The organism is Euzebyella marina (assembly GCF_014855515.1).
GTDB classification, from domain to species: domain Bacteria; phylum Bacteroidota; class Bacteroidia; order Flavobacteriales; family Flavobacteriaceae; genus Euzebyella; species Euzebyella marina.
In genome coordinates, this window is record NZ_JACYFK010000002.1 from 237,945 (window position 1) to 252,280 (window position 14,336).

Sequence of the window (14,336 nt, forward strand, 5' to 3'; positions counted from 1 at the left end):
AAAAGTTTAGACCACTTCCCTTTTTTCACTCAAATATTTCCAATACCGTTTGGGCACGTGTTGCTTGTGAAGCTTTAAATTTATGCGACTTTTAATGTTGGTGCTTTTAAAATAATTATTCCATAAATTTTGAAAATCATACTCTTCATCCACAAGGCTTTTGCTTTTATGTACGCTATTGGTAATGATTTCCTTTAAATCCATCGTGACTATTTCGACCTTTTCTAAATCGTAATAAAGGCCGTATTTTCTTTTTATATCATAAATCAGCCAATATTGGTCTGCATAGCGGTTTCTAAAGTGCTTGGATATGAGGGGCAAAACATTGAAATCAGGTTCTATATTGGCAAAGTAAATACCATCTTTTGTTAATTGAAAACGCACAAAAGCCTCCATTCTGTGTTTTTCTCTTCCCACCGATTTGGCCAACTGGCTTATTTTTAAGACGACACCGTCTGAGTAATCAAAAGCAATGCTTTTATCTTTAGCAAAGAACTTTCTGATATATCTGTACAGTAACATTTCAACACCTTGGGCTTCACTTAAAAAAGCAAAATAAATGTTGGTGATGGCAGAGTGACTTTTTTTATCGATACCGAACCATACCCTTTTGGCTTTTGTGGCATCGGTAATGACGGTTTCAGATTCAGAAAAAAGTCCGTTTTGGCTATCTGATTCCCTCTGAATGTCCGAAACTGCGATTTTTTCTTCAAAAGCAACAAAAACAGCAGTTAAGAACCCGTTGAAACTGCCATCGTATATTAAGATTTTTGAATTATCCATAGCTGAAATATTATACTGCCATTTTATCGAAAAGTTGAAGCTGGTTGCTATATTCTTTACGGAATTTACCCGTTGAGTTTTGCAAAATCATGCCTTTTATGGTGTCGGCCTGTAAATCACGTTTCTCCCATTTATTCGAATCACAAATCATGAAATACTTAGCCCTATTGAGAGCAATGCCAATTTTTCTAAGATGATCCCAATTCAATTTCCTAAACTTTCGGGCATTCATAATCTTGTGAACCGACTGCATACCAATACCCGGCACTCGTGCCAAAAGTTCTTTCGGAGCCTTATTGATATCAATTGGAAATAAATGAAGGTTTCTTAAGGCCCAACCCAATTTAGGGTCAACATCCATATCTAAATTCGGATGCTGGTTATTTAATAGTTCTTTTACATGAAACCCATAAAAACGTAAGAGCCAATCGGTTTGATATAATCGATTTTCTCTTAAAAGAGGCACCTGCGAACCGATAGCCGGTAATCTTTTATCCTCCGCAACAGGTACATAACCGGAATAATACACCCGTTTCATATGATATTTTTGATAGTAATGCGTGGCAGAGTACATGATGTCTTTATCGGATTCGCCCGTGGCACCAATTATCATTTGCGTACTCTGCCCAGCAGGAGCATACTTCGGTGTGCTCTTGATTATTTTTTTTTCGGCCTTGTATTGAATTATTTCATTCTTGACCTTGAGCATGGGTTTGGTGAAATCTTCGTAACGTTTGTCAGGAGCCAACAGCTTTAACCCAGAAACAGTAGGCACCTCAATATTAACAGAGAGTCGGTCGGCGTAAAGACCGGCTTCCCTCATTAGCTCATCGCTTGCCCCCGGAATAGATTTTAAATGAATATACCCATTGAAATTCTCTTCTTCCCTCAGCTTTTTGGCAACAGCTATCAAACGTTCCATCGTATAATCGGCATTCTTGAAAATACCTGAGCTTAAGAACAGCCCTTCAATATAATTTCTTCTATAAAAGTTGATAGTAAGGTCAACTACCTCCTGAATTTTAAAGGCAGCCCTTTTGATATCGTTACTTTTTCTAGTGACACAATAAGCGCAATCATAAATACAATGATTGGTCATTAAAATTTTAAGCAACGATACACAACGCCCATCTTCGGTATAGCTATGACAAATACCCATGCCACTACTATTACCAAGCCCCTTGTTCTTATTGGCTCGGGTGCTTCCGCTACTGGCACAGCTCACATCGTACTTTGCGGCATCGGCCAGAATGTTCAGTTTTTCCTTAATTCTTTCGAACGACATAATGATGTTGTAATTATTCCAAAAATATGGAATAAATCCTAATTATGGAAATAATCCAAAAAATATATTGGAATATTTCCAAAAACCGTATATTTGAGCGGATAGGAAGGAATTTATCCCAGTGGGATTTAAAATTTGAATAGGTATGGAGAATGAATTAACCTTGAAGAGATTTACAGATATCAGACGTGATTTAGGTTTTACCCAGGCCGAATTTGCCAAGCTGCTTGGGGTTTCAAGTACTACAGCCGATATAGAAAGAGGTCGAACAAAGCTGTCAGGTAAGGTGGTAGCCGAACTTTTAAAGCAATTCAAGATAAATCCTCTGTGGTTGTTCGGGGAAAGTGAGAACAAATATTTGGAAACATCGCAAACCAGTGTTATTCCAAAAGTAGTGACCGTTGATAGTGAAGATCGCGAGAATATGGTTCTGGTGAATGCCAAGGCCGCTGCAGGATATCCGCAAAACATTCAAGATACCAGTTGGTACCGTCAGTTACCGGCCTTTGATTTGCCTATTCCGGAATTTAGAAATGCCACTTATCGGGGTTTTCAAGTAGAGGGTGATAGTATGTTGCCCAACTTGAGGCCAGGGGAATGGGTTCTGGCCAAGGCCGTAGAGCATATCGATGATGTTAGCCCCAATAAAATGTACGTGGTCGTTTTACAAGATGCCGTTTTGGTCAAGAAAATTGAGCGAAGACCCAATTCGAACAATGTAACATTGGTTTCCCTCAACGAGGCTTATCCACCCTACGAAATCAAACCGTTTCAAATTCAAGAGCTTTGGCAGGTGAGCAGTAGAATCACCTTTGGTGAGGATGCCAGTACCGAAAAAGGCCTTCTCAAGCAACTTCAAGAATCTATGGAAGAGCTAAAGGGCCAGCTACAGCATGTAAAAAAAGTGTAGCGTTATTTTCTAAAACTTAGGTTATAGACCCCGCTTTCCCTTATTTTGAATCCTAAGCTTTTATAAAGGTTGATAGCCGCAGTTCTGTGGTGACCGGTAAATAACATTACTTCGTCGATTCCTTTTCGCCGAGCTTCTTCCAACAAGCTATCCATAAGTTTTCTACCAATGCCTTTTCCTCGGTAAGCTTCATCTACTACCACATCTTCAACAAGGCCTCTAAATCCTGAAACTACCTTATAGGTGGCCATTAGGGCAATGCCGACAATTTCTCCTTTTTCATCTTTACAGACCATAAAGATGACGTGGTTATCCTCTTGTAAAACCTGATGTAAAGCTCTTGGGGTGATCGTAGCGTTCAGTTGCCTGTACAAGGCACGAATGCGGGCTTGGTTCTTATCGTTTAATTCGAATTTATGTAGTACTTCTATCGTCATGTGAGTCTTATTTCAGGCATAAAATTAAAAACAAATCGCAAGGGTAAAAAAATCATTGTTCATATTTAAAAACCGACCGCAGTATCGTCGCCCCTTTTGTCTGCTCCACCTTCTAAACGACCATCGGCCAATACTCTTATGGCATCTACCTTGCCAATAATGGGTGTGCGCTCTTCATTGATAAGGTAACCTTTTGACTTTAAGCTTTCAATCAGGTCGTTTGAAAAACCTTCGGGTTCAAAAATAACGACATCAGGTAGCCATTGATGATGAAAGCGAGGTGCGTTTACGGCCTCTTGCATACTCATATTGTATTCGTAACCGTTCAAAATGGTTTGGGCAACCGCAGTAATAATGGTCGAACCACCTGGGGTGCCTACGACCATCCAAAGCTCGCCCTCTTTTTCAACAATAGTAGGAGTCATGCTGCTAAGCATTCTTTTTTCTGGGGCGATACTATTGGCCTCGGCACCTATGAGACCGAACATATTAGGTACACCGGCCTTGGCACTAAAATCATCCATCTCATTATTTAAAAAGAAACCTAGTTCGTCGCTGTAGAGCTTAGAACCATAGGCCCCGTTTAGAGTCGTGGTAACCGAAACCGCATTGCCTTGTGCATCAACGATAGAGTAATGGGTAGTTTCCATGCTTTCTGCCATTTGAACACTCCCTTCGCTAATGTCTGATGATTTAGTAGCTTTTTCAAATGAAAAGTCGGCCATTCTATTTTCTAAATATGCTTTTCCGAGAAGTACGTCTAGTGGTATCTCGGTGAAGTCAGGGTCGCCCAAATAATAATTTCTATCTGCGTAAGCCCTTCTGGCCGCCTCAGTAAACAATTGAATGCTTTTTTCTGAATTATGATCAAAATCGCCTATGTCGTAAGGCTCGATCATCTTAAGGATTTGATTGATGGTTACCCCGCCGCTACTGGGTGGACTCATGGAGATTATCTTTAAATCTTTGTAATTGAATATGATGGGCTGTCGCCAAACCGCTTCGTATTTGGCCAAATCTTCTTCAGTGATGAACCCACCCTTTTCTTGAATAAAACTGGCCAGAGTTTTTGCGATTTCCCCTTTATAAAAACCATCATGACCTTCTTTTGCTATTTTTCGCATGGTTCGCGCCAATGCAGGATATCGTACCGTATCGTTCACCTTACAATCGATGGGAAACGTCGTTACACTATCATTGACCTCCAAAATACGGTCTTTGACGGCAGCAAAACGATTGGCCTGGTTTTCAGTAACCACTATGCCGTTTTCAGCCAATTCTATAATGGGTTCGAAAATTTCCTCTAAAGGCAATGACCCAAATTTTTCATGTACCGCCATAATGCCTGCGACCGTTCCGGGTACACCTACGGCCGTGGCTCCTTTGGTACTCATTTCCGGGATGACATTTCCTAAAGAATCTAAATACATGTCTTTATGGGCAGCCAGGGGCGCTTTTTCGCGATAATCGAGCCCGCCCACATCACCATCCGATTTTCTATAGACCATAAATCCGCCGCCACCTAAGTTTCCCGCGAATGGATAGGCGACCACTAGGGCCATTTCTGTGGCGACCATGGCATCGAAGGCATTGCCACCCTTTTTCATGATTTCCGCACCTATTTTTGAGGCTTCCTCCCTTGCAGAGACGACCATTGCCTTTTCGGTTACTAAACCCGTTGGTGCTGCAGGCCTGCTTTTGCAATTGGTCAATACCAGTAAAAATAGAAGGGAGAAGGAGAGGAGTAGGGAAAGTGGTCTTTTCATGGTCGGTGGTTTGTTTTAGAGGTTAGTCATTTAACGAAATGAATTTATGTTTTGCGAATACAACCAATTCTTCAAAAAAATCGGTAAACTCCTGTTCAAAGGCATCGTAGTTTTTTTCAAGGTCTAAAATGGCAAAGTTCATCTTAGAACGGTTTTGGGTACGACGGTTCATTCCGTTCAAAACCTTGCCAATGCCTTCCATTTTAGAATAGTTGTAGATCCAATTATCGGCAATCATATAGGGCATCATTCTTTTGGTTCCGTCAGGTAAAATGGCATAGTGGTCTTCTAATAAATCGTAGAAGCTTTCAACATAAATATCAAGAGGTGTTTTGCAATACAGATGCCAGTTTTTTGCCAAAAAGTGGTCATAGAAAATGTCAACGATGACCCGACTGTAATGACTGTAGTTTTTATGCAATCGCTTACTGCTTTTTTTAGGTATTGGGTGAGTGTCGGTAAAGGTGTCTATTTCCCGATGCAATAAAATGCCTTTTTGAACTTTGTTGGGTAGGTGTTTGAATTTGTTTCCCCTAATACTATCGGCAATGAAATTACCTAAAGTGATTTCGTTGTCATTGAAGGAAAGATAAATATGGGCCAAGAAATTCATTGGTTCGAATTTACAAATTGCTTACGTAGGTTTTATACCAGACCTGTATATTTGCTAAAACTTTTACTACAATATGACACTGATTAAATCTATTTCTGGAATAAGGGGAACCATCGGAGGAAACCCTGGTGATAATTTAACCCCTATTGATGCCGTAAAATTCGCTGCGGCCTATGGTATATGGTTAAAAGAATATTCCAAAAAAGATAAGTTGAAAGTGGTTATTGGTAGAGATGCCCGCTTATCGGGAGAAATGATCCAAAATTTGGTGGTCTCGACATTGATTGGTCTGGGAATCGATGTGATCGATTTAGATTTGTCGACAACACCAACGGTCGAAATTGCGGTTCCTTTGGAAGAGGCTGATGGTGGAATCATATTGACGGCCAGTCACAACCCGAAACAATGGAACGCGCTCAAGCTTTTAAATGAAAAGGGAGAGTTTTTAGATGCAGAGCAGGGCGCTAAAATATTAGAGATTGCTGAAAAGGAAGATTTTGCGTTCTCTGAGGTAGATGACCTGGGTACTATTACCAAGAATGATTCGTATATCGATATTCACATCGATGAAGTGCTAGATCTTGATTTAATCGATGCCGATACCATTAGAAAAGCAAAATTTAAGGTGGCTGTAGACGGTGTTAATTCCACCGGGGGTATCGCCATACCAAAGCTTCTGGAGGAGTTGGGTGTAGAAGTCGTCAAATTGTATTGCAAACCGACTGGCCAATTTCCTCATAATCCTGAACCCTTAAAAGAGCATTTGGCAGACATCTGCAAATTGGTAGTTGAAGAGGAGGCCGATTTTGGTATCGTAGTAGACCCAGATGTAGACCGTTTGGCATTTATAGATAATAAGGGTGAAATGTTCGGTGAAGAATACACATTGGTGGCCTGTGCCGATTATGTTTTGGGTAAAACAAAAGGTAATACCGTTTCAAACCTTTCATCTTCACGTGCTTTAAGGGACATAACCCAAAAGCATGGAGGCACTTATGAGGCAGCTGCCGTAGGAGAGGTGAACGTAGTTATTAAAATGAAAGCGAACAATGCCATTATTGGGGGTGAAGGAAATGGTGGAATTATCTATCCAGCAAGTCATTATGGGAGGGATGCCTTGGTCGGTACGGCTATGTTTTTGATGCTCATGGCAGAGCGAGGGGGTACTGTTGCCGAATTAAGAGCAAGTTATCCAGCTTATTTTATGAGTAAGAAGAAAATACAATTGACACCCGAATTGGATGTGGATGGTATTTTAAAGGCCATGGCCGATAAATATAAAAATGAGGATATTTCTACCATCGATGGTGTGAAAATTGACTTTCCTGAAAATTGGGTCCACTTGAGAAAATCGAATACCGAACCGATCATCAGAATATATACGGAAGCTTCCACTCAAGAGAAGGCAGATGTTTTGGCTGATGACATTATTGCCGACATCAAGAATATTGCCGGTATTTAAGTAATGAAAATCATGAAAGCAAAGGGCATTCTATTTGTTCTTGTAGTTTTGTTTGCATCGAAAAATTGGGCGCAGACCGATACTCTTAGGGTAACGAGCTTCAATATTCTTCACGGGGCGACCGTAGAGAATGATTTCAACCTAGATTCAATCGCAGGTGTTATTAAATCATACAATCCTGATTTGGTTGCCATGCAAGAAGTTGACTTTAAGACTGAAAGAGCTATAAAGTATGATTTGCCGACCGAGTTAGGCTATCGTACTCAAATGGCCTCACTTTTTGCCAGAGCGATGTATTATGATGGAGGGGAGTATGGTGAGGGCATTTTATCGAAATACAGTTTTATTGCTACGGAGAATATCGCCTTACCGCATTTGCCTGATTCTGAGCCTCGTGCTGCCGCAGTCGCACTTATCAAAACCAAAAATGGAAATACCATTCAGTTTGTCGGAACCCATCTAGATCATCAGAAAGACGAAAAAGATAGGGAGATGCAAGCTAGGGCATTGGTAGAGCAATTTCATGATACGAACTATGCAACTTTACTTTTGGGTGATTTAAATGCCGAGCCCGATTCCGAGACAATCAGGATTATCAAGACGGTCTTTACCGAACCTGAACATAAAGAAGCCCAGCAGGGGACTTATCCTTCAAATGGGCCTCAAAAGAAAATCGATTATATACTTTACAACCAACCCGATTTATGGGAGGTTATCGATTATCAAGTTTTATGCGAGAACTATGCCAGTGACCATTGTATAGTAATGTCAACGCTTGTTTTTACGCCGTAACCTTTTGGGTGTTGAAATATTCGTCACGTACCACCTTTGCCGTTTTATGGTCTCCGGTGTGGTGCCACCCGGGAGGCATGAAGATATAGCTCATCTTGTTTTTTAGACCCGGTGCTGACCAGACATCTTTGGCCAAGGCTGTAATTTCACCAAAATAGACATCCATAAAATTACCGGAATCCATTTCTCGAGTAATTCCATATTTTATTTTTTCATCTTCGTGTTCTTCTTGATAGGTACCGAAAACCCTATCCCAAATATTTAGAAGGTTACAGAAGTTGGTATCCATATATAGTGGATTTTTAGCATGGTGTACCCGATGGTGCGATGGGGTAAGGATGTATTTTCCCAAAAAACCGAATTGGCCCTTTTTCATTACATTTTCTCCTACGTGAATGAATGCGCCATATGTTCCGTCAATAAACATGATAATGAAAAGCATTTCTGGCTGAACCCCTGCCAGTATACATACTGTAGTTCGAATAGTATCGGCATAAGGTGCCTCAAGAAAAAAATGGGCGTAGGTAACCGATAGGTTCATTTCTTCAGGAGCATGGTGGGTAGAGTGCAAGCACCAAAATAGGCGTACTTTGTGACCGAGGTAGTGATAAATGAAATGGCCAAACTCCCAGATTATATAGGCATAGATGAACCAATACCATGTGGGTTCTGTCTGAAATAAGGCCAATGGCTGAAACCACCCGATACATAGTGTCACCATTGCGATGGCAATAAATCGGCCAATGAATCGATTGAAAATATAGATGAGAAAATTGACACGGTAAACCTTCGTATGGGGCTTTTTGTAGATGAGGCCGAGAATCAATTCTAAAATAACCAATAACGGTATAAGCGGTAAGATAAAAGAGGTTACGCCTTCATAAGTTCTTAGGGCGTCGTAATTGCCGGTACTTAAAATTTCCCATGCTCGGGAAATACCTAAAAAACCGATAAGTTCATCATAAATAGTTTCAAAAATTTCCATGAATAATTTAAATTTTTTTGGATAGTAATAAGTTGTTTGGTCTTGAAATATACCAAGAACTATTTACTATTCCGATTTAAACTTTTCAGGAACTTTATCTCTATGCTTCCAACGGCGATGCGTCCAAAGGTAATGCTCTGGTCTTTCCAGTATTTGCTGTTCGGTAAGCCGCAAGAATGCGTCGGTAATTTCATTTTTAGAAGTTTTTGAACCCGAGTCGGTTATCAAAGTAAACCTGGCATCGTAAAACCCTCTTTTTACTTTCGATACCTTAAGAAATACAACTGCCAAATCCATTTTTCTGGCCATTATTTCAGCACCGTTTACCACGGGCACCTTAATGCCCATAAACTCGGTCCAATAATGGGCCAAGTGCTTTTGCGGAGATTGGTCACTGACCATTCCGAAGATGCCTCTCACTCCGTTCTTATGATTTTTGACTACCGTTGGTACTACTTGTTTTTGTGTAATAAGGGTTGTGTTCCACCGCGAGCGTATTTTACGGATCCATCGGTCAAAATAGGGGTTGCCTATTTTTTGGTAAACGGCGTAGCCTTTAGAACAAAAATAATTGTTGATACTTACGTTCCATTCCCAGTTGGCATAGTGCGAACATACGACCAATACTGTTTTTTCCTTCTCGATATTATGGATCATATCCGGATTGATAACGTTGTATTTCTTTTTGATCTTTTCGGTGCTTATAGACATGGTTTTGACCATTTCTAAAAAAGTGTCGCAAAGATGTGAGTAGAATTTCTTTTCAATAGATTTCAATTCTGCCTCTGGTTTCTCTGGAAATACAAGTCTTAAATTGTTTCTGACGACCTTTGTCCTGTACCCAACAAGTCTATAAACAATAAGGCAGATAAAGTCTGAGAAGGCGTAAAATAAGCGGTGAGGAAGTCTTGAAATGATCCACAAAAGAGGGTAGGCCAAGACAAAGACAAGCAATTGCATGGTTCGGTTTTAATGGGCAAATATAGCTATATTTGGCCCGAATTTAAGGTGTCCTCTATGTACAATCTCGATTTGGCTACCATTGTGGTCATTGCTGCCAATGTTTTGGTTTCCCTAAAAGGTTTTAACGATACATCATTTTTTGAACGCTATAAGTTCAATATTGCGGCCATCAATTCAGGTCAAAAGGATCGCATGGTTACTTCCGGGTTTTTGCATGTAGACTGGGCGCACTTATTTTTCAACATGTTTACCCTTTATTTTTTTGCACCTGTTATCATCGGGTGGTTGGGTACCGGCAAGTTTTTTATTGTCTACTTCGTAAGTCTTCTGGCCGGTAGTTTATTGGCAATGGTCTTCCATAAAAATGAACCTTATTATAGCGCAGTTGGTGCCAGTGGTGCCGTAACCGGCGTATTATATGCGGCTATTTTGCTGCAACCTAATATGCAGCTAGGCATCATGTTCATTCCGATACCCATGCCCGCTTATGTGTTCGGCATCGGGTATTTGCTTTATTCTATCTACGGTATGAAGAGTCGTATAGGCAATATTGGCCATACGGCCCACTTTGGTGGCGCCATAGGCGGTTATCTTACCGTGCTGATTTTCATGCCAAGATTATTGGTAGACGAAACTTTGATGGTTCTCTTATTGGCCGTGCCCATTATAATTTTGTTTGCCATGGAAAAATTGGGAAAGATATAGATATGACTCAGTTTACTCGATTTATTTCCAGTAAACTACATTTTAGGTCATTTCAACTATAGAAAATAAACCATTGGTCGAAAAAAGTTGACCTTTAATATACACTTCGCTTATTTTCGCCGTTAGATTAGAACCCAAATCTAATTGAATTAAACCTACTAGTAATGAAAAGAGTTTCCCTCACAGCTCTAGCTGTGCTCGTGTTGGCTGCTTCTTGTAGCGACGAAACCACGGTGTACAGTGATCCTTCCGAAGATGTTTCGGTAGAAAAGAGCGAATCCGTTTTACAAAATAGTATATTGTTTGATGATGCCGGTGTTCTGGAAATTGCCGGCGAAGCTGCTTTAACGGGCAAGACCGCAAAAGGTGCCGATGAAGAAGCAGGTGATTACCCCTTGACATTGGTCGCCCGTGTTGACCCGCCTTCGTACAGTGGCGCAGAAAACCTAACGGCATCGCATGTTCATGTTGATGGTGATTACGCTTATGTAGCCTATAATACGGTTGAGGACGGTTATGCCGGGGCCATCGACATTGTAAATGTGAGTGATCCCAACGACCCAAGGGTAACTTCTAGATTGTACTACACCAACGCTGATATCAACTCTGTAGAATACAATGACGGTTATGTTTATGCCGTAGGGGGAGTGGATTCCGAAAAATCGGTTAGGGCCACATCCAATTCTTTTGTAGTTAAGATTCCAGTTTCTGGAGGAAGAATGGATACCGGTGGTTTAGCTTATGGATTTCAAGAAGGTTTCAACGCTACCGATATTGAAATTACAGGTAATACCGTTTATGTAACAAGTGGTAAAGACGGTTTGCTTACTGCCTATAACAAAGCAAATCTATCTGTTAAGAACGATGCTTCATTTGCTGATTTACGTTCCGTAGCCCTTCATAATGAAACGGTTGCTGTTCTTGATGCAAGCACTGGGGTAGTTTTGATGGATCAAGGCTTGAACGTGTCTCAGGAAATCGCCATTAGTTCCGATTTTGGGGACTTTAGTAAAAGAACTTTAGATATTTCAGATGATAAGATTGTCGTATCGGAAGGTTCTAAAGGTGCCGGTATTTATGACCGTTCCAATGGAAGTTTGTTGGAATACGTCCCGATTATGATCAATCCTGAAGGTTCTGAGCAGAGCAATAATGTAACCAATGCCGTAGCTACCAACGAAAATATTCTGTTAATGGCCAATGGTGGTGCCGGTCTTTGTCTTTCTGAAACGCAGGCAGACAATACCGATATGGTGGGTATCATCGACTTGAACGGTTCCATCAATTATGTAGAATCAAAAGGAGATTACATTTTTGCAGCTTCTGGTAAAGCTGGTCTTCAAATCGTAAAATTGAACCGACCTGATACCAGTTTGGAAACTCGTTGCCAAGACTTGCCAACTTATTGGGGTAGCTCAACGTTAACGGTTAATGAAGGCGAGGAAAAAGCCTATAGAGGAGCTAAGAGATTCAATAGAATTACAGTAAATGGATCCCTTTTATTGTGCGGTTCTTGGACGGTAAACAACAATTCATATATAAATAGCAACGGTCTATTTGAAATGAACGGTACGTTTGTTATTGGAAGAAACAACAAGCGCAAGAATATCACCGTGAATCAGGGAGCTACTTTTAGAGTAGAGGGTAACCTAACTATTTACGGAGATTTGATTCTTAATGAAGGTTCTACATTGGAGTTCTTGGGTAGCGATTCTAAAGTGAATGTTTTTGGAAGCGTTAAAAAGTTGGGTAACGTAACCATCAAAGGTGAGTTCGAAGACGTAAGAAACAAATTCTAGTAAGAAATATACACAATAAAAAATCCCCGAACCAAGGTTCGGGGATTTTTGTTTCCACTAGGTACGTTCGCATTAATTCAGTAATTCGGCCACTTTGGCTTCCAAAGCAGGACCTCTTAAATTTTTCGCCACGATGACTCCGTTTTCATCCAACAAAAATGCGGCAGGTATGGCATTCACATTATATAGTTTGGCAATCGGATCATTAAAATAAGCCACGTTAGAAACATGGTTCCAAGTAAGTCCGTCATCTTCGATAGCTTCCTTCCATGCGTCTGCGGTTCTATCCAAAGAAACACCTATAATATTGAGTCCTTTGTCATGATATTTATTGTAAACCGCTAGTACATTAGGGTTTTCGGCACGACAGGGCTTGCACCAAGCGGCCCAAAAATCGACCAAGGTCACTTTTCCTAAAACATCGGCCAAGGCCAATTGGTTGCCCTCGGGATCTGGTGCAGAAAACTCAGGAGCTTTTGCACCTATAGAGGTGTTCTTTTCATTTTCCTCTGCTTTTTTTTGAGCTTCAAGTTTTTCTAAAATTCCCTTTGCGGTCTTGGTCTCCTTAATTTCTGGGGATAAGGCATCGTACATACCCTGTGCCTCTTCAGAAGTAATGGCCCCGGTTCCAATAGCCCTTTCGATTAATAAAGCCGAGATCAAGGCATCTGGGTGGGTCTTGATGTAGTCGATTTCAAAATCCTTATACGTCTCTTGAAGTTCCATCATTTCATCACGTAAGGAAATAGCGGTAGCCGTATCCCTTGACATGTTTGCCTGCTGCATATCTTGCTGAATGGATTGGGCCCTTTGGGTAAGTTCCTTTGATTTTTCCATGTAATCGACAAAAACCTCATTCTGAGGTGTACCGGTTACCTCGGCCATACCAAGGCTATCTTTTTGGGCCTTCATCATGATTTCTCCGTTCTCAAGAATAACAGGAGTGAAACCCATAAGATTTTCAACGAAGACATAGTGCATTTCCGGTGCAGGCATTTCCCCATTGAAAGTGAACTTGCCATTCTCGACGGTAGCCGTATCAATATCAACAGGTTGACCGTTTTCACCCACCGCCCGTAAATATACGTTGGTGCCATTTTCAACCTCTCCGGTCAAGTTTCCGGTAAAAGTATAACCCTCAGGTTTTTGGTTACAGGCACTTAGACCGATCAAAATAGATAATGTAACTACTAATTTCTTCATTGTTTTATTTTAAGGTGCGGTAAAAGTAGGCATATCGCTAAAATAAAAAAAGGCCCTTAACAAATAGCGTTAAGGGCCTTTTTAGCACGCAAATTTTTTATCAAAATTGATACCGTACACCAAGAGCAATATCAAAATTAAAGCTGTTGTCAAAATCGCTATAGCCTATAAGCCCCAGTTCGGGCCTAAAATCTAGTGATAACAGCAACGGAAAATCAAAGTTATATTCGACCCCAACATCACCGGCCACGAAAAGAAATAGGCCTCCATCTGGGTGGTAGGGCTGATTGTTATTGTTAAGTCGCGGTTCGAAATCAACATTTCCGGCACCACCACCAACACCGTAGAACCAGTTGAAGCCACGGTCGATGTTATGTACCCATTGATAGAGTCCGGTCAGTTTTAGGGCATCAAACTCTCTACTATCCCTCCAACCCAAATCGATTTCGGCCCTGGTATATCTACCAATTGATTTTTGGTACGATATTTCGGCTCCGAAGCCGTCGCTATCGCCCAGCCTAAGGCCTAGGGCGTGGTCTGCTATTTCTTGGGCATAGAGCCCTGAAACGGCGGTAAAGAAAATTAAACTAAATACTAATTTCATTTTTTTCATAATCATATTCAATTTTGTCT

General features: G+C 40.8%; 14 protein-coding genes. 5 read left to right on the plus strand and 9 right to left on the minus strand.

Annotated elements, in window-relative coordinates; translation table 11 throughout:
* Positions 1-6 precede the first annotated feature (6 nt).
* Together IL356_RS09765 and IL356_RS09770 are read right to left on the minus strand one after the other, a co-directional pair.
* Entirely contained in the window at positions 7-783 is a 777-nt protein-coding gene (locus IL356_RS09765; protein ID WP_121849178.1) for a TIGR03915 family putative DNA repair protein, read from the minus strand.
* Positions 784-793: 10 nt separating this feature from the next.
* The gene (locus tag IL356_RS09770; RefSeq protein ID WP_121849177.1) at positions 794-2,068 is read right to left on the minus strand and encodes a putative DNA modification/repair radical SAM protein; all 1,275 of its coding nucleotides are present in this window, start codon (positions 2,066-2,068) and stop codon (positions 794-796) included.
* A gap of 145 nt (positions 2,069-2,213) precedes the next feature.
* Here IL356_RS09770 and IL356_RS09775 point away from each other — a divergent pair, with 145 nt between their 5' ends.
* Positions 2,214-2,978, plus strand: coding sequence for an XRE family transcriptional regulator (locus IL356_RS09775; protein WP_121849176.1), 765 nt, complete (start codon positions 2,214-2,216; stop codon positions 2,976-2,978).
* Positions 2,979-2,980: 2 nt separating this feature from the next.
* On the opposite strand, the gene IL356_RS09780 is transcribed toward IL356_RS09775, so the two are convergent.
* From IL356_RS09780 to IL356_RS09790, 3 genes are all read right to left on the minus strand, one after another.
* Entirely contained in the window at positions 2,981-3,415 is a 435-nt protein-coding gene (locus IL356_RS09780) for a GNAT family N-acetyltransferase (protein ID WP_121849175.1), read from the minus strand.
* Between the two features lie 65 nt (positions 3,416-3,480).
* Positions 3,481-5,181 (minus strand): gamma-glutamyltransferase, encoded by a 1,701-nt coding sequence (gene ggt, locus IL356_RS09785; protein WP_121849174.1) that lies wholly within the window; start codon positions 5,179-5,181, stop codon positions 3,481-3,483.
* A 22-nt stretch (positions 5,182-5,203) separates the two neighbouring features.
* The gene (locus IL356_RS09790) at positions 5,204-5,794 is read right to left on the minus strand and encodes an acyl carrier protein phosphodiesterase (protein ID WP_121849173.1); all 591 of its coding nucleotides are present in this window, start codon (positions 5,792-5,794) and stop codon (positions 5,204-5,206) included.
* 73 nt (positions 5,795-5,867) lie between these two features.
* Here IL356_RS09790 and glmM point away from each other — a divergent pair, with 73 nt between their 5' ends.
* Positions 5,868-7,256 (plus strand): phosphoglucosamine mutase, encoded by a 1,389-nt coding sequence (glmM, locus tag IL356_RS09795; protein ID WP_121849172.1) that lies wholly within the window; start codon positions 5,868-5,870, stop codon positions 7,254-7,256.
* Positions 7,257-7,268: 12 nt separating this feature from the next.
* Positions 7,269-8,048 (plus strand): endonuclease/exonuclease/phosphatase family protein, encoded by a 780-nt coding sequence (locus IL356_RS09800; protein ID WP_121850724.1) that lies wholly within the window; start codon positions 7,269-7,271, stop codon positions 8,046-8,048.
* Here IL356_RS09800 and IL356_RS09805 read toward each other — a convergent pair.
* Both IL356_RS09805 and IL356_RS09810 read right to left on the minus strand, forming a co-directional pair.
* On the minus strand, positions 8,038-9,033 hold the full coding sequence (locus IL356_RS09805; RefSeq protein WP_121849171.1) for a sterol desaturase family protein: 996 nt from the start codon (positions 9,031-9,033) through the stop codon (positions 8,038-8,040). The two genes, IL356_RS09800 and IL356_RS09805, sit on opposite strands and share 11 nt — an antisense overlap.
* Positions 9,034-9,099: 66 nt before the next feature.
* Positions 9,100-9,993, minus strand: coding sequence for a lysophospholipid acyltransferase family protein (locus tag IL356_RS09810; RefSeq protein WP_121849170.1), 894 nt, complete (start codon positions 9,991-9,993; stop codon positions 9,100-9,102).
* Positions 9,994-10,050: 57 nt separating this feature from the next.
* On the opposite strand from IL356_RS09810, the gene IL356_RS09815 reads away from it, so the two are divergent.
* Positions 10,051-10,701, plus strand: coding sequence for a rhomboid family intramembrane serine protease (locus tag IL356_RS09815; protein WP_121849169.1), 651 nt, complete (start codon positions 10,051-10,053; stop codon positions 10,699-10,701).
* A gap of 164 nt (positions 10,702-10,865) precedes the next feature.
* Positions 10,866-12,500: an LVIVD repeat-containing protein gene (locus tag IL356_RS09820; protein WP_121849168.1), complete on the plus strand. Its 1,635-nt coding sequence runs from the start codon at positions 10,866-10,868 to the stop codon at positions 12,498-12,500.
* A gap of 72 nt (positions 12,501-12,572) precedes the next feature.
* Here IL356_RS09820 and IL356_RS09825 read toward each other — a convergent pair whose 3' ends face one another.
* Together IL356_RS09825 and IL356_RS09830 are read right to left on the minus strand one after the other, a co-directional pair.
* Positions 12,573-13,703: a TlpA disulfide reductase family protein gene (locus IL356_RS09825; protein ID WP_121849167.1), complete on the minus strand. Its 1,131-nt coding sequence runs from the start codon at positions 13,701-13,703 to the stop codon at positions 12,573-12,575.
* 100 nt (positions 13,704-13,803) lie between these two features.
* Positions 13,804-14,316, minus strand: coding sequence for a hypothetical protein (locus tag IL356_RS09830; RefSeq protein WP_121850723.1), 513 nt, complete (start codon positions 14,314-14,316; stop codon positions 13,804-13,806).
* Positions 14,317-14,336: the final 20 nt, after the last annotated feature.

What these genes read in the sequence shown, in the direction of transcription:
- IL356_RS09815 (WP_121849169.1), top strand. Translation starts at nt 10,051, where the DNA reads ATGTACAATCTCGATTTGGCTACCATTGTGGTCATTGCTGCCAATGTT.
- IL356_RS09780 (WP_121849175.1), bottom strand. Translation starts at nt 3,415, where the DNA reads ATGACGATAGAAGTACTACATAAATTCGAATTAAACGATAAGAACCAA.
- IL356_RS09805 (WP_121849171.1), bottom strand. Translation starts at nt 9,033, where the DNA reads ATGGAAATTTTTGAAACTATTTATGATGAACTTATCGGTTTTTTAGGT.
- glmM (WP_121849172.1), top strand. Translation starts at nt 5,868, where the DNA reads ATGACACTGATTAAATCTATTTCTGGAATAAGGGGAACCATCGGAGGA.
- IL356_RS09825 (WP_121849167.1), bottom strand. Translation starts at nt 13,703, where the DNA reads ATGAAGAAATTAGTAGTTACATTATCTATTTTGATCGGTCTAAGTGCC.
- IL356_RS09775 (WP_121849176.1), top strand. Translation starts at nt 2,214, where the DNA reads ATGGAGAATGAATTAACCTTGAAGAGATTTACAGATATCAGACGTGAT.
- IL356_RS09820 (WP_121849168.1), top strand. Translation starts at nt 10,866, where the DNA reads ATGAAAAGAGTTTCCCTCACAGCTCTAGCTGTGCTCGTGTTGGCTGCT.
- IL356_RS09830 (WP_121850723.1), bottom strand. Translation starts at nt 14,316, where the DNA reads ATGAAAAAAATGAAATTAGTATTTAGTTTAATTTTCTTTACCGCCGTT.
- IL356_RS09790 (WP_121849173.1), bottom strand. Translation starts at nt 5,794, where the DNA reads ATGAATTTCTTGGCCCATATTTATCTTTCCTTCAATGACAACGAAATC.
- ggt (WP_121849174.1), bottom strand. Translation starts at nt 5,181, where the DNA reads ATGAAAAGACCACTTTCCCTACTCCTCTCCTTCTCCCTTCTATTTTTA.
- IL356_RS09765 (WP_121849178.1), bottom strand. Translation starts at nt 783, where the DNA reads ATGGATAATTCAAAAATCTTAATATACGATGGCAGTTTCAACGGGTTC.
- IL356_RS09770 (WP_121849177.1), bottom strand. Translation starts at nt 2,068, where the DNA reads ATGTCGTTCGAAAGAATTAAGGAAAAACTGAACATTCTGGCCGATGCC.
- IL356_RS09800 (WP_121850724.1), top strand. Translation starts at nt 7,269, where the DNA reads ATGAAAGCAAAGGGCATTCTATTTGTTCTTGTAGTTTTGTTTGCATCG.
- IL356_RS09810 (WP_121849170.1), bottom strand. Translation starts at nt 9,993, where the DNA reads ATGCAATTGCTTGTCTTTGTCTTGGCCTACCCTCTTTTGTGGATCATT.